Annotated in this window: 18 protein-coding genes; 1 reads left to right on the top strand and 17 read right to left on the bottom strand. The window is 63.0% G+C overall.

What is annotated here, in order from left to right:
- Position 1: 1 nt before the first annotated feature.
- The 13 genes from I5S59_RS01630 to I5S59_RS01570 all read right to left on the bottom strand — a co-directional run bounded on the left by I5S59_RS01630 (position 2) and on the right by I5S59_RS01570 (position 16,623).
- A complete protein-coding gene (locus tag I5S59_RS01630; RefSeq protein WP_128325789.1) occupies positions 2–1,000 on the bottom strand; it encodes an AraC family transcriptional regulator in 999 nt (332 codons plus the stop codon).
- Positions 1,001–1,457: 457 nt separating this feature from the next.
- Positions 1,458–1,997, bottom strand: coding sequence for a cupin domain-containing protein (locus I5S59_RS01625; RefSeq protein ID WP_197875089.1), 540 nt, complete (start codon positions 1,995–1,997; stop codon positions 1,458–1,460).
- Between the two features lie 54 nt (positions 1,998–2,051).
- Entirely contained in the window at positions 2,052–3,152 is a 1,101-nt protein-coding gene (locus I5S59_RS01620; RefSeq protein WP_232239536.1) for an alcohol dehydrogenase catalytic domain-containing protein, read from the bottom strand.
- Positions 3,153–3,288: 136 nt separating this feature from the next.
- Positions 3,289–4,557 (bottom strand): DUF1329 domain-containing protein, encoded by a 1,269-nt coding sequence (locus I5S59_RS01615; RefSeq protein WP_128325791.1) that lies wholly within the window; start codon positions 4,555–4,557, stop codon positions 3,289–3,291.
- 18 nt (positions 4,558–4,575) lie between these two features.
- On the bottom strand, positions 4,576–6,177 hold the full coding sequence (locus I5S59_RS01610; RefSeq protein WP_197875087.1) for a DUF1302 family protein: 1,602 nt from the start codon (positions 6,175–6,177) through the stop codon (positions 4,576–4,578).
- A 60-nt stretch (positions 6,178–6,237) separates the two neighbouring features.
- Positions 6,238–8,613, bottom strand: a complete 2,376-nt coding sequence (locus tag I5S59_RS01605; RefSeq protein WP_197875086.1) for an efflux RND transporter permease subunit — start codon at positions 8,611–8,613, stop codon at positions 6,238–6,240.
- Positions 8,614–8,647: 34 nt separating this feature from the next.
- Positions 8,648–9,619, bottom strand: coding sequence for a YCF48-related protein (locus I5S59_RS01600; RefSeq protein ID WP_232239511.1), 972 nt, complete (start codon positions 9,617–9,619; stop codon positions 8,648–8,650).
- A gap of 815 nt (positions 9,620–10,434) precedes the next feature.
- The gene (gene dmpG / locus I5S59_RS01595; RefSeq protein ID WP_197875084.1) at positions 10,435–11,451 is read right to left on the bottom strand and encodes a 4-hydroxy-2-oxovalerate aldolase; all 1,017 of its coding nucleotides are present in this window, start codon (positions 11,449–11,451) and stop codon (positions 10,435–10,437) included.
- Between the two features lie 10 nt (positions 11,452–11,461).
- The gene (locus I5S59_RS01590) at positions 11,462–12,397 is read right to left on the bottom strand and encodes an acetaldehyde dehydrogenase (acetylating) (RefSeq protein ID WP_197875083.1); all 936 of its coding nucleotides are present in this window, start codon (positions 12,395–12,397) and stop codon (positions 11,462–11,464) included.
- Positions 12,398–12,427: 30 nt separating this feature from the next.
- Positions 12,428–13,222 carry a 2-keto-4-pentenoate hydratase gene (gene mhpD / locus I5S59_RS01585; protein WP_197875082.1) on the bottom strand — a complete coding sequence of 265 codons (795 nt, stop codon included), beginning with the start codon at positions 13,220–13,222 and terminating at the stop codon, positions 12,428–12,430.
- 64 nt (positions 13,223–13,286) lie between these two features.
- Complete coding sequence (locus I5S59_RS01580) at positions 13,287–14,144, bottom strand: alpha/beta fold hydrolase (protein ID WP_197875081.1); 858 nt, start codon at positions 14,142–14,144, stop codon at positions 13,287–13,289.
- Positions 14,141–15,112 (bottom strand): 3-carboxyethylcatechol 2,3-dioxygenase, encoded by a 972-nt coding sequence (mhpB, locus tag I5S59_RS01575; protein WP_197875080.1) that lies wholly within the window; start codon positions 15,110–15,112, stop codon positions 14,141–14,143. The genes I5S59_RS01580 and mhpB overlap by 4 nt, the downstream gene beginning before the upstream one ends.
- A gap of 146 nt (positions 15,113–15,258) precedes the next feature.
- Complete coding sequence (locus tag I5S59_RS01570) at positions 15,259–16,623, bottom strand: DUF1214 domain-containing protein (protein ID WP_197875079.1); 1,365 nt, start codon at positions 16,621–16,623, stop codon at positions 15,259–15,261.
- Between the two features lie 113 nt (positions 16,624–16,736).
- Between I5S59_RS01570 and I5S59_RS01565 the strand changes: the two genes are divergently transcribed.
- Positions 16,737–17,630 (top strand): LysR family transcriptional regulator, encoded by an 894-nt coding sequence (locus I5S59_RS01565; protein WP_197875078.1) that lies wholly within the window; start codon positions 16,737–16,739, stop codon positions 17,628–17,630.
- On the opposite strand, the gene I5S59_RS01560 is transcribed toward I5S59_RS01565, so the two are convergent.
- The 4 genes from I5S59_RS01560 to I5S59_RS01545 form a co-directional block, all read right to left on the bottom strand.
- Positions 17,618–18,790 carry a cupin domain-containing carboxymuconolactone decarboxylase family protein gene (locus I5S59_RS01560; protein ID WP_197875077.1) on the bottom strand — a complete coding sequence of 391 codons (1,173 nt, stop codon included), beginning with the start codon at positions 18,788–18,790 and terminating at the stop codon, positions 17,618–17,620. The genes I5S59_RS01565 and I5S59_RS01560 overlap by 13 nt on opposite strands.
- A 14-nt stretch (positions 18,791–18,804) precedes the next feature.
- Positions 18,805–19,854 (bottom strand): alpha/beta hydrolase, encoded by a 1,050-nt coding sequence (locus I5S59_RS01555; RefSeq protein WP_197875076.1) that lies wholly within the window; start codon positions 19,852–19,854, stop codon positions 18,805–18,807.
- 208 nt (positions 19,855–20,062) lie between these two features.
- Positions 20,063–20,551: an isochorismatase family protein gene (locus I5S59_RS01550; protein WP_197875075.1), complete on the bottom strand. Its 489-nt coding sequence runs from the start codon at positions 20,549–20,551 to the stop codon at positions 20,063–20,065.
- Positions 20,552–20,621: 70 nt separating this feature from the next.
- The gene (locus I5S59_RS01545) at positions 20,622–22,136 is read right to left on the bottom strand and encodes a nucleobase:cation symporter-2 family protein (RefSeq protein WP_197875074.1); all 1,515 of its coding nucleotides are present in this window, start codon (positions 22,134–22,136) and stop codon (positions 20,622–20,624) included.
- Between the last annotated feature and the right edge of the window lie 18 nt (positions 22,137–22,154).

The following is a 22,154-nucleotide window of genomic DNA, read 5'->3' as shown; positions in this document are numbered from 1 at the left end:
CTCAACGCGCCAGGGTTTCCGAAGGGCTTTCGCCGAAGCGGCGTTTGTAGTCGGTGGTGAAGTGCCCCAGGTGGCTGAAGCCCCAGCGAAAGGCCACGGCCGTCACCGTATCGCGCCCGGTGCTCAGGCGCTGCAGCTCTTCGTTCACCCGTCGCAGGCGCACTTCCTTGAGGTAGAGCATCGGCGAGGTGTTGCGGTAGCGACGAAACCCGGTGAACAGCGAGCGGCTGCTGACACCGGCATGCTCGGCCATGTCGACGATGGAAATCGGCTCGTGGGCATGGTCTTCGATGTAACGCTCCACACGCTTGACGAACGATGGCGCCAGCGACGGTCCTTCAGTGCACAGCTCTGCCGAGTAACTGTTCGGCTGATTGGTCAAGAGCATGTTGACCAGGCCGCTTTCCAGTTGCGCAGCCATCAGTGGCGACAGTTCATCGTCCACCGACAGCGAGTCGTATACCCAGCTGACCATGCGTAACCAGCGGGCGCCGGCTGCGGTATCCAGGGGCAGGCCCGACTCGAACTCGATGTTGTTGCGCAAGGTGCGACCGAGCAGTTGCTGGCAATGACGCTCGAGCAGGCTGCGGTCGATACGCATGATCAGCTTTTCGGTGTTGGGCGTATGGTTGATCACCGTCGGCGTGTGGGCGTTGATTACCGTGCCCAGGCGCGGGTTGCACAGCACATGCTGTTTGCCCAGCTGGATCTGTTCCTCGCCATAGATCGGCATCTGGATAAGGGCGAAAGTGTCGAGCACCCCCGGCTTGATGGTTACCGCCCCGCCATAGCTCATGCGGCCAATGCCGATGCTGCCGACCCGCCGGTAGTAGATGCGGGTGTTGACCGAGCCCTTGCTGTCGACCACGCACAAGCGGTTTTCACAAAAAATCTTTTCGCCCCACTGGCGGGCTTCTTCGAGGTCGTCGGTGCGGCAAATTTCATAACGCGACAATACGGCTTCAGGTGGTGTTACTGGACGGAAACTTAGCTGTTCCATGTACAACCCTCTACAGCCTGGCAAGGCATCCAGGCCGCGCTATCACATGTTTTTATTAGGCCCGCAGTGCTTGCCGCGGGTCATTGTTGTTATCACGAGGGGTGTCCGGGCCTGTGCTTCAACGCGTGCACGCAAGCGTTGGGGTTCAGCAAAAGGCCGGAGGTAAACCGCCGCGTTCGATCATGCGAACGTCCCTGTTGGCGCTGAGTGACCCCGTAACGGATCACTTGGCTTTCAGATGCTCCTGAACTCCGTTGGCTCCTTTACAAACAAGCATTTAGCGTGCCTGAACGATCAGCCGATGCAGCGAATCAAGACGAGCGGTTGGCGGTGTGGGCTTTCTTCACGCACGGCGCTGCAGACGCCGGAAAATACCGGCGTCGCAAGGGGCATTTACGCCTGAAAAGCGACTCGCGTGGCCTGCCCTGGCACCGCGAGTCGAGTTTTCAGTTGACGATCAGCGCCGCTGGGCGTCGACCATCACGAACATCACCCGCGCCGGGGTGTTTCCAGTGTTACGCCACGCATGCCGTGTTCCCATTTGCACCACCACATCCCCCGCTGTGCACACACATGAATCACCTTCGTCCAGCAGCAAGGTCAGCTCACCTTCGAGCAGCACCCCGTAATCGATGGTATCGGTGCGATGAAAGCCCGGCGCATCGGCTTCAAACTGCTGCGCCAGGCCCGGCAGTCGCGCCATCATTTCTTCGGCGGCAGCCTGCAACTGCGCCTCACTGGGCCCCCCCTCGGAGGCCGGCGGAAAGGTCACCAGCATTGCGCAGGTTCCGCCGCTGCCCGGCAGCACCGAGGTCACCGTGGCGACCGTTTCGGCCTGGCTGCCGCCCACCTGGGCATCGGCCTCGGTCTTCCACAACAGCGCGGCACTGAACCCCGGGCTGTGTTCAAAAGGTTCATTACCAGGCACCGGGCCCTGGCTGATGACCCGTGCACGCCCCCGGGCGTCGTGGCCTGTCACTACACGCTTGGCTTGCATATTGATCTCCTTGCGGCGGGGCGACGCCAGCCGCTGGCTGGCGCCGACACGGGTCTAACGGTGGAGGATGTGGAAGTTGGTGAAACCGTTGCCTTGCGCCTGGATGTCGTCCAGGGCTTCGTTCAACTGCTCCAGTGCGTAGGCACGGGCCTCAAGGTGCGACAGGTCGAGGATGCCCGACTCGACCATGCTGGCCATCTCTTCACCTTCGCGGGTGGAGAACCACAGCGAGCCGATGTACTGCAGCTGGGCGCACATGAACGGGTGCGGATCAATCGGGATCGGTCCGGCCACGCCACCGATCTGCACAATGCGCCCGCCGCGGGTCACTGCTTGCATGGCATCGACCGACAGCTCGGTCGGCGCCTTGGCGCCCAGGGTGTCGAGCATGACGTCAACACCATCAGGCAACAGGGCGCGGACCTGCTGGTGAATGCTCTGCTCGCCAATCGGCACGGCAATCACCCGCTTCGGGTCGATCGCCTGCAGACGCTCCAGCGCCTGACGGTCACGGGCTGCCACGATCACGCGCGAGGCGCCGAAGGCCAGCGCCAGCAATGCTGCGCCCACGCCCAGGGTGCCGCTGGCACCCAGAATCAGCACGCTTTGCGACGGACGCAGTGCCGATTTGCGAATGGCTGCGTAGGCAGTGCCCAGGTAGCCGAACCGGGTGGCCTGAGCGAAACTCAGGCAATCGGGCAGGCGCACCAGGTTGTTACCGTGGGCAGTCATGTATTCACCGTAACCGGCGTACGGATAGCGTTTGAACACCTGCTGGGAGCCGGCACCGAAGCCGAAATAGCCCATGAAGGTATAAGCCTGGCAGCGTGGAGCATCCCCTTCGCGGCAATGACCGCACTCGCCGCACCCGATACCCGGGTTCACGTAAACCCGGTCACCCGGTGCGAACGCGGTCACTGCGCAGCCGACCGCCGCCCCCGTTCCGGCGGTGTCCAGGCCGAAAATCGCCGGCAGTTGCGGCAACGGCAAAAAGGGGTACCACTCGGGAAAGTGCGTGGTGACGTTCTTCAGGTTGGGAATGATGCCGCTGGCCGCTACCTTGACCAGAACGTCATGGGGGCCGGGGGTGGGGACGGGAATCTGATCGACGACGAACCGTCCGCCGATTTCGTGAAGACGTGCAGCTTGCATCATGGACACAGGACACTCCTTGGGTCGCGACAGCAGGCGCAGGGCCTGGCGACCCGTCTGGTTTTTCTGGAAGAACGCACCCGGAGCGGGTGCGCAGGAAAACGGCGGACCGTCCCTGGTCCGGGTGCGCAGTGAGCGCTTAGCGGCCGGCCGCCTGCAGTGCCTGCAGGGAGAAGTCGGTGGACTTGGCGTCAAAGTTGGTACGCCAGGTGCTGGTGTCGATCAGCGATATGGTGGCGTGGTTGCGCTGGAAGTCGATCACCGAACCGACCGTGGTGCGGATATCGCCATCGGCTGCGTTGGCATAGGAATGGAATTCCATGAACTTCCAGAACTCGCCTTTGCGGTTGTACGCCTCGCCGTAGTAGATGCGCGGGTACTTGGTGTCGATGTACAGGACCTTTTTGCTGTACGGGTGAATCGACGGCGTGATCGCCTCGACCACATAGACTTCGCGCACTTCATAGTTGTTGCCGACGATGTTCCAGTACGGCGGTTTGTCTTCCATCACCGGGTAGCGTTCGGCGAAGGTCTTGCCCGCCTTGTTCCAGATGGCGTCGCCGGTTTTACTGGCGCTGACCGCAAGAATGTTGCGCTTGCCCAGCAGCTTGTACTCCGGGTACCAGCATGGGCGGGCGTTGAACACTTCGAGGTCGTCCTGCAGCTGGTCGGAGGACCCCACCGGGTCCATCCACGCGCCACCGGACAATTGCCGCACACGGCGTACCGCCGGAATGTAGGCCCAGACGCTGTTCACTTTCGCCGAGTCGTACATCACCGTGTAGGTGCCCAGGCCTTTCATGTCCGAAGGGGCCTTGAAGTACAGCAGCTGGCGACCACGCTCGCTGCCATCGCCTTCGACCGTGTTGCCACCGGTCAAACGGCCTTTCATCGAATAGCGGGTGAACTCGGCCACAGGCTCGGCGTGCACGCCCTTTTTGCCGTCGACCAGCAACTGGGTGTAGCCCGGTACCTGCGAAATATCCCCGACCAGCTGGCCGAGGTGCCAGTTCCACATGATCTTCTCGGCGGCTTGCGGGTCTTTCTCGTCGATCTGCGGGAACGGCTCGCCGGCGCCCCAGCCATCCACCCGGCATTCCGCCTTGTTGATCGAGGTCTTGCCGGCGTTGGCGGCAGAGGCCTTGACCCAGCGCGGGTCAAGCGGCACGGCTTTGGACGCCGCCAAGGGCATCTGCATGCCGCTGTTGCGAATGCGCCATTCCAGCTTCTCGGTGAGCAGGCTGGCAATGGTATGACCTTCGAAGGTCTGGGTTTTCAGCTGGTCGATGTTGCTGGCACTGATCACGGTGCCGGGCGGTACTTCGGCGGCATTGACGACAGCCATCGCACTGGCGGCGATCAGGCCCGCCAGCAGCGGCGAACGTAGTGCAGGACGAAAACGGATCATGGTGGTGTCTCCGATGGGTCAGAACAGGTAGGTCAGGCTGGTGTACAGCTGATCGCGGTTGTGGAAGTAGCCGAACAGCGTGGTGTTCTCGCAGGTGGCCAGGTTGCCCGGCTGGCATTTGTCGCTGTCGTGGAATTCGTCATCCCAGAAGGCGTCGTACTCGACTTTCCAGCGCAGTTTGCTCGACAGCTCGAAGGTCACCGACGGCACGGCAAAACCGCCGCCGTTGCTCAGGTCGCCGCCCACTACCAGTTGCGGACGAATGCGCCCGTTGGCGTAGCTGGTGTCAAAGATCGCGGTGCCCATCACCGAGTGCTCCTTGACCTTGCCGCCCCAGCCCACGCTGTACAGCAGGCGGTCGTCTTCGTCGAAGTTCTGCACCCATTTGTCGAACAGCTGCACCGAGAAGAACATCGGTTTTTCCGTACCGAGCAGGCTCTGGGTGAACGCCAGGTTCTTGTCCATGCGCAGCATCAGCGCGACCACGTCCTTCTTGGTGTAGCCATCGAAGCCCGGGGCCACGAACTGGCTGATCAGCGTCGGCGTCGAGGCCTCGAACTGGTACGGCGCATCCTTGATGTAGGCGACCTCGGTGCTGAACACCGCATCGGCCCAGTCGGCGTAGCGGCTGGCGGTCATGCCGAAGACATCGACGATCGGGTAGATGACCTCGCCCGCCAGGCCTTTGGTGTGTTCGCTACCGGTGGTTTCGGCGCCACTGGGCACATTGGGCAGGCCGAACAGCGCGAGGTTGTCGGAGGCGTTGAGGATCGGTGCGTTGTAGTAGGTCTTCAGGTAAGACAACGAGTAGTTGGTGTCGCCCCACAGGCCGTTCCAGCGGATACCGCCGGTCACATCATGGCGGCTGCCGTCTTCGTGGTTGAAGTTGTACGGATCGACGTTGCGAAAATCGACGCCGGCATACGGCTGGCTCGACCAGCGACCACCGTAGATATCGATTTCGGTACCGATGTCGGCAGTGCGGTCCAGGCCCGGGCGCACGAACATCTCGATGCCACCGTCGTACTCCGGAACATCGATGTTGACCTTGGCCATGATGTTGGTTTTACGCAGCTCTTCGTTGGCCGGCTCAAGGAACGAACGCCAGGTGTTGTCAAAGCCGTGCACCAGGTCGTTGGCGGCAAAAAAGTCGGTCTCGCCCCAGGCGATCTGCTGCTTGCCGAGGCGGAACCAGGTGCGGTCGCCCACCGGGAAGTCGACATACAGCTCGCGGATATCGGTCTTGTCGTAGAGCTCGGTGATGTCGCCACGGCCATCGGCTTCGTGGTAGTTGTTGGCGCCCATTTTTTCCAGGTGGTTGAGGAAGTCGGTCTCGACTTCGCGCACACCACGCAGCTTGGCCACTACCGAAAAGCTGTCGGTGGGTTTCCACTGCAGGTTGATCCGCGCCGTGCTGCGCATCATCGACAGCTTGCCGCGGTCGTCATAGTCGGGCGTGTCTTCCCAGTTCTTCATGTTCCAGGACATTTCCTGGCGCAGGTAGCCGTCGTAGGTGAAGGTGTCGGCCAGCACCGGTGCACTCATCACCCCCAGTGCAATGGCCAGCCCGAGCCGGTTCAGCGAGGCGTGCGCGTGCTCACCCCGAGTGTGTCTGTTCATGCTGTTCTCCCCAGTAAGTCGCGGCAGCGATTGATCGATTGCTGTTGTTGTTATGTCGTCTCAAGCCAACTGATGTGAGGTGCCGGGCAGGTGCGTCGCCCTGCCCTGCTGCGGCTCGCCGAAGATGAAGCGAGGGCGGAACACGTAGATCAGCGCCGGCATTACAAACAGTGCGCTGAACGCCGAAACCGTCAGCCAGATCGCCATCAGCAAGCCCATTTCGGCCTGGAAGCGCAGCGACGAGGCCCACCACAACAAGGTGGCCAGGATCAGTACGCTGGCGGTCACGATCACGCCCATGCCGGCCGAGTGCAGGGCGATGCGCACGGCCTCCTCGGCGCTCTTGCCGATGGCGATTTCTTCCTTGATGCGGTCGGCGATGTAGAAGGCGTAATCCACCCCCAGGCCAATCCCCAGGGCGGCCACCGGCACGGTGTTGATGTTCATGCCGATGCCCTGCCAGGTCATGAAGGCGAAGGTCATCATGTTGGAGATGATCACCGGCACCATGAACACCATGCCGGCGATCGAGGAGCGGTACACCGCCGTGCAGATCAGCGCCAGCACCAGCAATGCCAGGGCAATCGCCTCGATCTGGCTGGCCAGGATGATTTCGTTGACCGCCGCCATCACCCCGATCAGGCCGCCGGCCAGGTGCCATTCGCCCTGGGCCAGCGGGTGCTGGGCAATGAATTCCTTGATGCGTGCCACGGCAGTACGAATGGTTTCGCCCTGGCGGTCGCGGAACATCAAAGTGACCGCGCCGTTGGCGTACTGGTCATCGGCAAAGCGCGACATGTCGCCGGGCTCCGACACCGAATCGAGCATGGCCGCGAGGCTGCCGTTAATGGCGCTGGTATCACCGAGTTCCAGGTAGCGCGGGTTGCCTTCGCGCAGGCTGAGGTTGATCTGCGGCAGCACATCGGCCAGCGACACCGAGCCACCCACCTGCGGCTGCGCTTCGATAAAGCGCTGGAAGCTGTTCATCGCCTGCAGGGCTTCGTTGCTCTTGATCAAGCCGGTGTTGCCGTCTTCACCGAGGACCACGAACATGCGGTCGACGCCTTCGAAACGGGCATTGATCGCGGCGGAGTCGACGTTGTAATCGGCGCGCGGCCAGAGGATCGGCGAACCCGGGTTGGCATCACCGATCTTCAGGTTGAGCGAGAACAGCCCGGCGCACACCACCGCTACAAAGCTCACGCCCAGCACTACAAAGCGCGCACGGGACAGGCACACGCGGGTGGCGAGGTCGAGCACCTTGCTCAGCAGCGGAATGCAGTTGATCGGGTGCACCATGCCATGCGGCTTGCGGATGAACGACAGCATCACCGGAGTCAGGATCACCGCGCTGATGGTCAGCGTCAGCACCCACACGCACGCCAGCACCGTGAGCTTTTGCAGCATCGGAATCGGGCTCAGCGCCACCACGGCCATGCACGCAGCATCGGCAATCACCCCGAGCATGCCCGGGCGGAACAGGTCCGACAGGGCCACCCGCGCAGCGATCCTGGCAGTGTCGGCATTGGCCGGCAGCAGCTCCAGCTCATCGTCGAAGCGGTTGACGATCTGCACCGAGTGCGACACGGCGCGCGAGGTGATCAGCATTGCCACCACAATCACCAGCGGCTCGAAACTGATGTTGAGCAAATGACAGATGCCCAGCGCCCAGGAGGCACTGACCGCCCCGGCCAGCAGTGGCAACAGCACCCCGCGCCAGGTGCGCAGCAATACGAACAGCATCACCAGGGTGACCAGCAGCGCCGCGCCGACCAACTGGAAGGTTTCCGGCAGGTAGTGCCCTACCCAGCCATACAGGATCGGGTCGCCGACCACGCGGATGTGCACCTGGCCGTCATCGACACGGTTGATCAGGCTGCGGATTTCCTGGAAGACCTTGCTGTAATCGACCTGATCGTCGATGAAGTCGACGGTGATCAGCGTGGCTTGCAGGTCTTTGGAAACATACGGGCCATACACCAGCGGGTTGCGCAGCACGGCCTGCTTGAGCTCGGCCATGGCCTCGGCGCTTTGCGGCAGGTCGGGCCACATCAGCGGCAGGCTGACGATGCCGGCCGTGGATGCGCGCACTTCCTTGAGTTTCTTGGAGGCCAGCGAGGTGATCTGGTACGGGTTGACCGCCGACACTTCACGCAAGCCCAGGGTCACTTCGCGGACTTTTTCCAGTACCTGGGTCTGGAAGATGTCGCCCTGGTCCACCTCGAACATGATGGTGACCATGTTCGAGCCGCCGAAGGTGTCCTTGAATTTTTCGTGGGTCTTCACGTACTCGTGACGGGACGGCAGCATGTCTTCGAAGACAGTGCGCACCTCGATATGCAGGGCAAACCAGCCCAGCACCAACGTCAGCATCAGCAGGCAACCGGCCACCCAGGCGCGGCGGCGAATGCAGAATTCAGCTATTCGTTCGATCATGAAAGTGTCTCGCTCGGGTTAAGCAACAGGAGGTTCAAGGCTGCAACCGGGACCAGCGCCGGCCATCCCATTGGCCGAGGTCGGCGCCCGCCAGCCAGAGGCCGCCGTCCACCGGCAAGGCGCGCACATGCCAGGACAGGTCGCGCTCATCGAGAATGCCGTTGTGCCACTCGCTGCCATCGCCGCTGGCCCAGCGCCCCAGGGCGCCGGTGACAAACCAGTGCTGCTGTGCGGGCAACCAGGCCACGTCGAACAGGTGCTCGTGCAAGCCCACGTCCACCACCTGCCAGCTCATGCCGCCGTCGCGGGTTTGCAGCACCGCACCTTCCAGGCCCACGGCAACGCCGTTTTGCCCGTCACGGAAATTCAGTGCCATCAGCGAGGCATCCACCCCGGCGCTGACCTCTTGCCAGTCCTGGCCATTGACGTTGCCGAGCATCACCCGCCCGAACTCCCCGACCAGCACCAGGCGGCCACCGTCGAGAATTGCAACGTCGTTCCAGGCCACGTCTTCCTCTTCGCGCAGGCGTTGCCAGCTTTGTGCGAAGTCGTGGCTGATCAGCAGTGCGCCCATTTCACCGGTGGCGATGGCCAGGCCACCGGCCGCCACGCGCACGCGGTTGAGCTTGTTGGCCACGGCTGAGCGCGGCACGTCCTGGACCTGTGCCCAGCTTTTGCCGCCGTCGGTGCTGCGCAGGATCACCCCGTCGTTGCCCACGGCCACGAGGTGGCTGGCGTCCCAGGCGGCGATGTCCTGCAGGGTGTTGCGGGTCGGGGTTGGCAGGCGGCTGACGGCGCCATCGGTGCCGATCAGCAGCACCTTGCCGTAGCTGCCGCTGGCCAGCAGCTCGCCGCCGGGCAAGCGCGCCAGGCCGTAGAACTGGTCGCGGTTCTCCAGCGCGGCGGGTTCGATGGTGCTGCCCACCGGTTGGGGGCGAATGAACAGGCCGGCCCACAGCAGCGAGGCGATGATCACCCACGGCAAGACCGCCATGGTGAGTTTCATGAGCCGCGTACCGGGCCGCAGGGCTGATGCCTTGGGAAGGCTGAGATCGCTAGTAACGAGGTTCGACATGAGACGGGTCCGCATGTTAATCGCCACTGGAAGTCTGATGGCGAAGGCACAGTCACATTAGGTCTCGGCGTTCTCAGGGACTATCCGCGTACTGCTCGCCTTATCCCCCCAGTGCAAGTTAATGACGGCGGTCAATTGCGCCTACAGGTCTTCGATGCCCCCAACCTGTAGGCGCGTGGCTTGCCCGCGAAAAACGATGACGCGGTGCATCAAGGGCACCGCAGCGCCCGGTTCGCCGGCAAGCCTGGCTCCTACGTCGACACCACCTGTAGGAGCGTGGCTTGCCCGCGAAAAACGATGACGCGGTGCATCAGGGACACCGCAGTGCCCGGTTCGCCGGCAAGCCTGGCTCCTACGTCGACACCACCTGTAGGAGCGTGGCTTGCCCGCGAAAAACGATGACGCGGTGCATCAGGCGCACCGCAGTGCCCGGTTCGCCGGCAAGCCTGGCGCCTACGTCGACACCACCTGTAGGAGCGAGGCTTGCCCGCGAAAACGATGACGCGGTGCATCAGGCGCACCGCAGTGCCCGGTTCGCCGGCAAGCCTGGCTCCTACGTCGATACCACCTGTAGGAGCGTGGCTTGCCCGCGAAAAACGATGACGCGGTGCATCAGGGACACCGCAGTGCCTGGTTCGCCGGCAAGCCTGGCGCCTACGTTTACCCGGACGCCGGGCCGCCGCGATGGACTGCGAACCACAAATAAAAAAACGCCGTGACAAGCACGGCGCAGAAGTGGAGTCGGATCAGTTTCGTTGTTGCAGTAAATCAAGCGCGACGTCGACGATCATGTCTTCCTGACCGCCAACCATCCGCCGTCTGCCCAGCTCGACGAGGATATCGAGCGTTTTCAGCCCGTACTTGGCGGCGGCCACTTCGGCGTGGCGCAGGAAGCTCGAATACACCCCGGCATACCCCAGGGCCAGGGTTTCACGGTCAACCCGCACGGGGCGGTCCTGCAGCGGCCGCACCAGATCATCAGCAGCATCCATCAGCCGGTACAGGTCCGTCCCGTGGTTCCAGCCCATGCGCTCGGCGGCGGCGATGAACACTTCCAGCGGCGCGTTACCGGCACCGGCGCCCATCCCGGCGAGGCTTGCATCGATACGGTCGCAACCCTCCTCCACCGCGGCGATGGAGTTGGCCACACCGAGCGACAGGTTGTGGTGCGCGTGCATGCCCAATTGAGTTTCCGGCGTGAGCACCGCCTTGAACGCACGCATGCGATCACGGATGTCCTGCATGTTCATCGCACCGCCAGAGTCGGCCATATAGATGCACTGCGCGCCGTAGCTTTCCATCAGCTTGCCCTGGGCGGCCAACTGCTCGGCCGGGATCATGTGGCTCATCATCAGGAAACCGACGGTGTCCATGCCCAGCTCGCGGGCGTATTCGATGTGCTGCTTCGACACGTCGGCTTCGGTGCAGTGCGTGGCCACGCGTACCACCCGCGCACCGGCGTTGTAGGCAGCCTTGAGGTCATGCACCGAGCCGATGCCGGGCAGCAGCAAGGTGGCGATCTGCGCATGCTCGGTGACGTCGGCCACGGCCTCGATGTACTCAAGGTCGGTGTGTTTGCCAAAGCCGTAGTTGAAGCTCGAGCCCTGCAGGCCGTCGCCGTGGGCGACTTCGATCGAATCGACCCGGGCCTTGTCCAGCGCTCGGGCAATGTCCTGCACGTTCTGGAGCGAGTACTGGTGGCGAATGGCGTGGCTGCCGTCGCGCAGGGTGACGTCGGAGATATAGATTTTCTTGCCGTTCATGGTTAGCTCCTCAGCCGTTGAGCATCGACAGCGCCATGCGCTCGGCCGTGGCCAAGGCAGCGGAGGTCATGATGTCGAGGTTGCCGGCATACGCTGGCAGGTAGTGGGCGGCGCCTTCGACCTCGAGGAACACCGAGGTCTTCAAGCCCGAGAAGCGGCCGTGGCCGGGAATGTTCAACGGCGCATCCTCGGGGATCACGTCGAACTGCACCTTTTGCTTGAGGCGGTAGCCCGGCACATAGGCCTGCACGGCGGCGGCCATTTCTTCGATGGAGGCTTCTATGTGCGTCTGATCGGCGGCTTCGGAGAGGACAAATACCGTGTCACGCATCATCAGCGGCGGCTCGGCCGGGTTCATGACGATGATCGCCTTGCCCTTGGCCGCGCCACCGATCACTTCGATGGCTTTGCTGGTGGTTTCGGTGAATTCGTCGATGTTGGCGCGGGTACCGGGACCGGCCGATTTGCTCGCAATCGAGGCAATGATCTCGGCGTAATGCACCTTGGCCACGCGCGACACCGCCGCCACCATCGGGATGGTTGCCTGGCCGCCGCAGGTGACCATGTTGACGTTCAGCTGGCCGAGGTTCTGCTCCAGGTTGACCACCGGTACACAGTACGGGCCGATGGCTGCCGGGGTCAGGTCGATCAGGCGGATACCCGGTTTGACCGAACGCAGGAACGCGTCGTTTTTAACGTGGGCGCCGGCGCTGGTGGCATCGAAGACGAAGTCGATGTCAGCAAACGCTGGCAGACGGGTCAGGCCTTCTACGCCTTCGTGGGTCGTGGCCACGCCCATCCGTGCAGCACGTGCCAGGCCATCGGACGCCGGGTCGATACCCACCATCGCCGACATTTCCAGGTGCTGCGCGTTACGCAGGATCTTGATCATCAGGTCGGTGCCGATGTTGCCGGAGCCGATGATGGCAACCTTGAGTTTCTTCATGCTGGTGCGCTCTTTTGGTTGAGCTGCCGATCACTCGGCGGAAAAATTGACGGCGACCTGACCGATGCCTTCGATCAGCGCCTCGAAACGGTCACCGGCATTGACCCCCACCATCGGCCCCAGGGCGCCGGTCAGGACGATGTCGCCGGCGCGCAGCGGCTCACCCAGCTGCGCCATGGTCCGCGCCAGCCACACCGCAGCATTGAGCGGGTGGCCCAGGCATTCGGCACCACTGCCGCTGGACACCTGCTCGCCGTTGCGGGTCATGCGCATCAAGGTATTGCGCAGGTCGACCCCGGCCAGTGGCACAGCGGGGCCACCGAGCACGAAGCAACCGCTGGAGGCGTTGTCGGCCACGGTGTCGACAAAGCGGATGTTCCAGTTCTGTACGCGCGAACCAACGATCTCCAGCGCGGGCAACACCCAGCCGGTGGCGTTCAGCAGGTCGGCAAAGGTGGTGTCGGGGCGCGGCAGGTCCTGGTTGAGGATCAAGGCGATTTCCGCCTCGATCTTCGGCTGCAGCACGCGGTTGAACGGCACCACTTCGTTGTCGCCATAGCACATGTCGGCAAACAGGGTGCCGAAGTCCGGCTGGTCGACACCAAGCTGGGCCTGCACCTTGGGGTTGGTCAGGCCGATCTTGCGCCCGACCACACGGCGCCCGCCGGCAACGGCGTGGGCGACGTTGAGGCGCTGAATCGCGTAGGCCGCCTCGCCGGCGTCTTCGCCAATCTGTTCACGCAACGGCGCAATCGCCTCGCCGCTATGCTCGGCAGCGCGCAGGGCGGCGGCCAGTTGTTCAATAGTTTGCTGGGTCACGCTCATAGTCACCTCGGGGTTCGCAGCGCAGCCGCTCGGGCAGCCACGCAATCAGCTGTTCGGCGCCTGCTTAAGGGGCAAGAAAATCCACGACCAGGCGGTTGAAACGTTCGGCGTGCTCCCACTGCACCCAATGGCCGCAGTTGTTGAACACATGCAGTTCGCTGTTGGGGATACCGGCGACCAGACGCAAGCCGGTGTCCATCGGCACAAAGCGGTCATTTCGACCCCAGATCACCAGGGTGGGCGCGCTGATTTCAGCCAGGCGTGTCGACACATCCGGGAACTGCCGCGGGTGCAGCGACAGGCTGCGGGAGAAGTTCTCCAGGTGGTCACGGCGCTGGAGGATGTTCTCCAGGCGGCCTGAGATCAGCTCGGCGGTGAGGTCTTTGCTGTCATACACAAAGATGTCCATCATCTGCTGCAGGTTGTCTTGCGTGGGTTCGCGGTACACCTTCTGCAGCAGCTTGATGCCCTCGGTCGGCATTGGCACGAAGGCACTGACGCCACCGGTACCCCCGCCCATCAACACCAAGCGGCCAACGCTGTGCGGGTAGTCGAGGGCAAACGCCACCGCACTGTGGCCGCCCATGGAGTTGCCGATCAAGTGCGCGCGGGTGATGCCCAGTTGCGTCAGCAAGCCATTGAGTACGCGGGCATTGAGCGCCGAGCGCGATTCTTCGCAGACGATGCTGTCGCTCTTGCTCCAGCCGGGGCAGTCCATGAGGATCACCCGGTAACCGGCCGCCACCAACGGTTCGACGTTGCGGCTGAAGTTCGACCAGCCACTGGCCCCCGGCCCGGAGCCGTGCAGCATGACCACGACCTCCTGGCCGTCACCACAGTCGTGGTAGTGAATATTGAGGGGCACGCCGTGGTCTTCGATCAGGGCAAAACGGCTGGTCGCGCTTTCGCTGTACTGGCTCATACGGCTCTCCGGGGATTCTCAAGCGGGCTAACGGGGTGGGCGCTTATCGAGCCGTAACCGGCGATCCATTCGGGGATCGGCCGGTAATAGCGGTCACTGGCCTGATACGGCCCAAAGCTGGCCAGGGCAGCGAAGGCGGCCACCCAGGTTTTGATTTCGTGGGTGGACTTGCCCGCCAGCGCCGACAGCTCGGCATTGCTGACAGCGTCCAGCGCGCTCAGGCGGCCTTGCTCAAGCAACGTCAGGAAATGCGCGTCCCACTCGGGGTTGAGCGGATGCAGCGTCTGCGGGTCCTCGACAAAGCGCTGCGCGGCAAGGATCACCCGTTGCGTGCGCGCTTCACGCTCGTCTGCCGGCAGGTAGCGACCGCTGCCTTTGAGCCGGTCGGCCATCAGCCCTTCGACCTTGGCCAGTTCCGGTACCGGCGGTTGATGGGAAAGCCCGCCGGAGCCGAGGAACAGCACGCGCTTACCCAGCGCAGCGGCCCAGCGGCCAATGGCCTCCCCCAACAAACGCGCCCGGGTAAAACTCGGCAAGGGCGTGGCCACGGCATTGATGAACACGGGAATCACCGGCACCTCACGCAAGCCGCCGAGCAACAGTTCAAGCGGTTGCGCGGCCCCGTGGTCGAGCTGCATGCGGTACGAAACCGCGCTGTCGACACCCTCCTCCAGCACAGCCGCCGCGCAACTTTCGGCCAATGCCTGCGGCACCGCCAAGGGCCCTGCCAGCGTGCCGAAATCGCCTATGGCATGGGCGGCCATGCCGATGCAGAACGACGGCATCACGTCATAGAAAAAACCGTTGTAATGGTCAGGGCTGAACAGGATCACCAACTCGGGATCGAACGCGGCGATGCGCTGGCGCGCCGCTGCAATCACCTCATCGACTTCATCCAGAACGGCCTGCGCCGGGTCCACATGGCCCATCAACGGCGTATGCGAAAGACAATGCAGGTAAGCGCTCATTCACGTCACACTCAAGGTCAGGGTCGGCCGGGCGCCTTGAGCAGGTGCCGGCAGTTTGCTTGGGTGGACGATAAGTTTATGGGGGGGGGCCGGCAGTCCCGTGACGGCGTGGGTTATCCCGTGAGCGCAGAAAACTGCGGCACGCTTCAGGGCTGCTCGGTAAGCACCGGTGGGGCCCACTTGCCCTGCTTGACGATGTCCTTGGGCACGTAGGTACGGAAGGTCAGCGAAAACGGCTTGCCCGCAGACGATGGCAACCAGTTCGACTCGGGAATGCCGGCGACGGGTTTGGGCCCGATGGCGATTTTCAACGAGCCGTCCGGCTCTTTTTTCAGGTTTGAATGGCTGTTGAAGTTGAAGCGGTTCCACGGGTTGGGCACCACGCGGTAGTCGGGCACACTGACCAGAATGACCGACCAATAGCCGTCGACCACGCTTGCAGGCAGGCTGTCGGCCGCAAAATGCATGACATAGCGCCTGCTGCCATCCAACGGATGGTTGGCGGCGTCGGCGACGGGTACAAAGTAGATGACTTCGTCGGTGGTGTTGGCCCAGATGCCGGCGTAGTTCACCGTGGTGCGCAGGCTGAAGTTTTCGCCGTAGTTCCCGGTCTTCTGGCCGCCTACCCAGTTGTTGTGCGGCGCGGCGCTTCGGGCAATCGCATGGCTGACGAAATCGGGGACGACGGTCTCTTTGAGCTGCTTGTCGATCGCCTCCCGGGCCTGTGGCGAAGACGCCACATACTGGGCAACGTAACGCACCTTTTGCTGCATCTGCGCGGCAACCGGCGACACATCCAGGGCGCTGGAGAACACCTTGTCGACGTTATCGAAGGCTTCCACGCCAAGCAGCCTGGCATTATCGAACGGCTTGACCTCGGGTGCCGGTACGACGGCAATGTCACCAAGCGGGGTCACCTTGAACTGCTTTTGCAGGGCCAGCGCGCCTTCGGGATCGCCTTTGATTTCGACCCGTGCCAGCAACTTCGCCTTGCTTGAATGCAGTTCTATGCGTGCCGCATCGGGCGGAATCGTTGCCGTGGAGCCGGGCTTGACCAGGGCAAATTTTCCATACGGTTTTGACGGGAAGGTGCGTTCATTGGTGTTGGCTATCACCTCGCCCCACTCATCCAGTAGCTGCGCGGTGTAATAACGGCCCTTTACCTGCGGGACTTCCAGCAGCACGCCGTTGTGATCATCGGCAGCGACCCAGGCTTCCAGGTAGGCCACATCGAAGTTCGGGTTTACAAAATCCGCAGAACCCAGCGGGTTGTATTTGACGGCATTCCAGCTGAATCCGTCGCCGGCGCGGTCCATCTGCTCCTGACGAATCACCAGCAAGCGGCCCAGCAAGTAGGTGTAGGCGTCGGTGACGGTGTGAATGTCCGGCTTGCTGGCAAACGTGCCCGGGGGCTGGGCAGCACCGACCGTTGGCGCACCGATGGCCAGCATCAGCCCCAACACGGCAATACAACCTGATCGGGCTTTTTGGGTAAGCAGTGCTAAGGGCATTTCGCAACTCCGCGCGTGCAGGCATCGCCTTGAACGCTAGCAGCCTTTGCCGGGGAATCCAGCGTATAAACGCCGTGGCATAATCGGACACGACTCATAACAGGCCCGCATAAATGACTGTCGAAAGTTACGACCAGCTGGCGATTTTTTCGGCCGTGGCCCAGGAGCGCAGTTTCACCCGCGCTGCCGCCCGGCTCGGCATGTCCCAACCGGCCTTGAGCCGGGCCATGCGGCAACTGGAGGAGCGTCTGGGTGTGCGCTTGCTGGCGCGTACCACGCGCAGCGTCTCCCCCACTGAAGCCGGCGAGCATTTGCTGCGTGTGATCGCCCCGCGCTTTGAGGAGATCGACAGCGAACTGGCACTGCTCAGTGCGTTTCGCGACAAGCCGGCCGGCAAGCTGCGCATCACCGCCGGTGAACACTCGGCGATCACCGTGTTGCAACCGGTGCTGGCCAAATTGCTGCCCGACAACCCCGACCTGAACATCGAAATCATCGTCGACTATGGCTTTACCGATATCGTCGCGGAGGGTTTCGACGCCGGTGTACGCCTGGGTGAGCAAGTGGCCAAGGACATGATCGCGATGCGTATCGGGCCTGACATGCGCATGGCGGTGGTGGGCTCCCCGGCGTATTTCAGCCGCCACCCCAGGCCCGTCGTCCCCAGTGACCTCATGGCGCACAACTGCATCACCCTGCGCCTGCCAACCTACGGCGGCCTGTCGCTGTGGGAGTTCGACAAGAACGGCCAAACCCTGAACGTGCGGGTGGAGGGTCAGCTGGTGTTCAACAACATCGCCATGCGCCTGCAGGCGGTGCTTCAGGGCCTGGGGCTGGCCTACATGCCCGAGGACCTGGTGCAGGAACTGGTCGCGCAAGGGCGCCTGGTGCGGGTACTCGAAGACTGGTGCGAACCCTTCTCCGGCTACCACCTCTACTACCCGAGCCGGCGCCAGAGTTCACCGGCTTTTACCTTGCTGCGCGAAACCCTGCGTTACGAGGGTTGATCGGCCTCGACGCTGTGCAGCGCTGCCCCGGCACGCCGGGCCGCGTCGGCATCGCCCTGGTCGGCCAGCAATTGAACCAGTTGGCGTAACTGCGCCGCTGTCAGGCCCACGCGCAGGCTCGCCGCCATGTGCGAGCGCAGCTGCGACTCGACACCCGGGGTGACAGCCAACGCCGCAACGGTCGCCAGCTCACGGCTCTGCCAGTCGAGGTTGTCGCGCGCGAAAATGTCGCCAAACAGGTGCGTCTGCAAATACTGGTTGATGACCGGCACGAAATCGAACAACGGGCCCTGGACAGGCGCCCCGGCGATCTTCGTCTGGTTGGCTTTACCCGCCGCCAGCAGCGCATCGCCGATCGGGATGAAGCGCCCTGGCTCACGCCCCGGTTCGTCCTGTACACCGCGCTGCTTGCGGGCCTCGACCACCTTCATCAGCTCGCCCAAGGCACTGAGGCTACGGGGAAAGCCGCTGTAGGCGTAGAGCTGCACGAGAATTTCCTTCGCTTCGCTGATCGTCAGGCCTGCATCCAGCCCCCGGTTCAGTGCGGCGTTGAGCCCCGGCATGTTGCTGGTAGCCATGGCTGCCGCGATCAGCGGGATGGCCTGTTGCTTGCTGGACAGCGTCTCGGAGATCGGTTGGCTGACAGGCCCGTCAAGCTCAGCCGGCGAGCCTTGAGCGTTGTATTGCGCATCCGTTACCTTCTCCAGCCAGTGCACATTCTTGCCATCCACCGATCCGGTCACGGCCAGGTGGGTCATGGCGCTGTCCGGCGCGGCGCCATGCCAGTGCTTGACGCCCGGCGGGCAAGTGATCACATCGCCCGGGCGGATGTGCTGTATCGGCTTGCCCCATTCCTGGACCAGCCCCACGCCGGACGTCACTACCAACCGCTGGCCTGCAGGATGGGTATGCCAGGCCGAGCGCGCACCCGGCTCGAAGCTGACATAGGCGCCAGAGGCATTGACCTCGTCCGTGGCCGTAAACAACGGATCGACGCGTACGTTGCCGGTGAAATAATCCGCCGGCCCGGCAACCGCCGCCTGACTGCCTGCGCGGCTGATCTGTTGTGCGGGCCGGGGTTCACGGGCATCGCCAGCGCCAGCGGCGTCGGCAAACGGGGCGGCAGCGCATACGGCGATGCCGATCAGGGTGTTCTTCATCAGGTGTCCCCCTGTCAGAGCGTTCTGGCGTAAAACGCGGTCAACTGGTCCATGGCGATGTCCACATACGCTGGCACCCAATAGGTGTCGATGTGGGTCGCGCCGTCGATAGTGAACAGGGTTTTGTCCTGGGTGCCGGTGGCCTTGGCAAAGGCCTGTTGCGACATGTACAGGCTGTCGGCCTTGCTCCCGGCGATCATCAGCAGCGGCTTGTCGAGCAATTCGAGCTGGTCGGTGGCGTCGAAGCGCATCAGGTCGATCAGGCTGCTCTGGGTGTAACGGAAGGTGGAATTGGGGTGCGCGTGGGTTTTGCCGTAGTACTCAAAGCCCTGCCGGTAGAGGTCGAACGGCAGCTTGGCGATCTGCTCATCGGTCAGCGTAGCGTCACCGACATAGCGCACCTCGCCCCCCGCCGCTTCCTCGGCACGGGCTGCCGAGGCCTGCTGCAGGCGCTCCTGGACCGTCGACAGCTGCGAATCCTGATAACCGTTACGGCGGACCCGCCCGGAATTGAACAGGCTCAAGGTGGCGACTGCCTGGAAGCGCTTGTCGGTTTGCGCGGCCGCCCAGGCGTAACCGCCCCCGCCACAGATACCCAACAAGCCCAGGCGTTTATTGTCGACGCCGGGATAATTGGCAATGAAATCGGCCATGCCGTGGATGTCTTCGATGCGATGCGCCGGTTTGTCGACGTTACGCGGCTGGCCACCGCTGGCGCCCTGATACGCGGCATCGGCGGTGATGGTGATATAGCCCTGATCAGCCAGACGCTGGGCATACAGCCCCGCGACCTGTTCCTTCACCCCGCCATTGGGGTGCGCCACCACCACGACCGGGTAGCGCTTCGCCGCATCATAGTTCGCCGGGGTGTAGACGTTGGCGGCAATGTCCAGGCCGTCGAGTTTGTAGGTGACCGGATGGAGGTTGACCTTGCCCGGCTCGTTGCGGGTCAGCGCACCGCCGTAGGTCAAAGTGAAGGGATTCTGTTTGTAGTCGGCCGCCTCGGCGCCCGACATTCCGATCATGGCCGCCATCAGGCTGGCCTTCAACGTGGTTCGCATCATCGTGCTCTCGATCAGGGGGCTCGAGGGCAAAGTACCGTTCAGCGATTAATCGATAAAGTGCGGTAATTACATAGCACTGATACCAGATTCACATAATTTGAAACGCGGTGGATGCCACGGGCTGCGCCCGTGTTCGCGGCTGAAGCCGCTCCCACAGAGGCTGCGATGAACCTGTGGGAGCGGCTTTAGCCGCGAAACAGCAAGCCTTTTACTCGCCTGCTTCAGCCAGCCCGGCAAGCACCTCGGCACGGGTGGTCACCTGGCCGAAGTGATGCTTCCACAAGTCGATCCCCAACTGCCCCGACCTGTCCAGCGAGGAACCCACGGTCAGGTCGGTGACCAGTGTCGGGCACAAACCGGCATCGAACAGCGCAAAGCCGGCGGCAAGCACACAGGTTTCGGTCTGGATCCCACACACCAGCACACGCTCGACGTTGCACTGCTTGAGGTACGCGAGCATTTCGGCCGTCGGCCCGTAGCCGTGCTTGATGAACACCTGATCGGCCTCGATCAGGCTTTCGTCTTCGGCGGCCGGGTGCCAGCCGAGCTGGCGTTGAAACGGGGTGACCTGCTCATCATGCAGCTCGACCGAAACAACAGTGGGAATCCGCGCCGACAACACCCGCACACCGTCGATCAGCCACTGGGGTGGATTGAAGGTGGACTGGATGTCCACGCTGAGCAGAACCTGACGCATGCTGACTCCCGACTACTGGCTGAGGGCGCGCAGTATATCGCCGCACGCCCCTTGCCAGGCTTTTTACTGGTTAGTGCACCGGTTGCGGGCGCTTCTTACGCGGTGACGGAGCGTCCTCGTGGGCCTCGTCGTTTTCGACAATCGGCACTTCCTTGCCGTCGCAGTCGAACAGCTTGCCGTCACGGAAGAAGTCGCCATCGTTGAGGCCGGCGATATCCCGGTAACGCAAGGTGCGCTCACTGGCGGCAACGAACACTGACTGCTGGTCAGAGTTGCCAGCGCGCAGGTGGTTGAACAACAGGTTGAGCAAGATGGCCATGATCGCTGCCGAGCTGATGCCGGAGTGGAAAATGGTCTCGAACCAGGTCGGGAAATGGTGATAGAAACCCGGTGCAGCAATCGGGATCATGCCAAAGCCGATCGACGTGGCCACGATGATCAGGTTCATGTTGTTGCGGTAGTCCACCTGGGCCAGGGTCCGGATACCGCTGGCCGCAACGGTACCGAACAGCACCAGCCCTGCTCCACCGAGCACTGCGGTGGGCACTGCAGCGACCAAACGGCCCATCACCGGCAACAACCCGAACGTCACCAGGATCAGGCCTGCGGTGGCCACCACGTAGCGGCTCTTCACACCGGTCACGGCCACCAGGCCGACGTTCTGGGCAAAGGCGCTCTGGGTGAAGGAGCCGAACAGCGGTGCCAGCGCGCTGGAGATCATGTCTGCGCGCAAACCGTTGCCAAGGCGCTTCGAGTCCACCTTGGTTTCGATGATCTCGCCCACGGCCAGAATGTCGGCAGAGGTCTCGACCATGGTCACCACGATCACGATCAGCATCGACAGGATCGCCGCGAGCTGGAATTGCGGCGCGCCCAGCGGCAGGATCTCCGGTAGCGCTACAAACGGGCCTTCAAGGGCCTGGGAGAAGTCGGCCATGCCAAAGGCCATCGCCACGAAGGTGCCGATGACGATCGCCAGCAGAATCGACAGGCGCGAAAGGCTGGCGCTGCCCAGTTTGCTCAGCAACAACACGGTCACCAGCGTGAACGCCGCCAGCGAGATGTTCGCCGTACTGCCAAAATCGGCAGCCTGGCTGTTGCCGCCCATGGCCCAGCGCGCCGTCACCGGCATCAGGGTCAGGCCGATGGTGGTGATGACGATGCCCGTCACCAACGGTGGGAAGAACTTGATGATGCGTGAGAACAGCGGCGTGATCAGCAAGCCGATCAGCGACGACACGATCACCGCGCCGAACACCACCGACAAACCGCCCGTGCCGTCATTGCCGATAATCGCGACCATGGTCGCGACGCTGGCGAACGACACGCCCTGCACCAGCGGCAGGCGGCAGCCGAAGAACGGAATGCCGAGGGTCTGCAGCAAGGTCGCCAGGCCACCGGCGAACAGTGACGCGGCGATCAGCAAGCCCACGTCCGCAGGCGAAAGGCCGGCGGCCTGACCGATGATCAGCGGCACCGCGATGATGCCGCCATACATCGTCAGCACATGTTGCAGCCCGTAGGCCAGGTTGGCACCAACGCCGAGGTTCTCGTCTTCCGGAAGGGTTGAAGCTGGAGAAGTCATGGTGAGTAGCTCGCTTTT

It is taken from the genome of Pseudomonas alkylphenolica (assembly GCF_016009175.1).
In the GTDB taxonomy this organism is placed as follows: domain Bacteria; phylum Pseudomonadota; class Gammaproteobacteria; order Pseudomonadales; family Pseudomonadaceae; genus Aquipseudomonas; species Aquipseudomonas alkylphenolica_B.
Note: the sequence above shows the minus strand (reverse complement) of the source record. Positions and strands in the feature narration are given on the sequence as shown.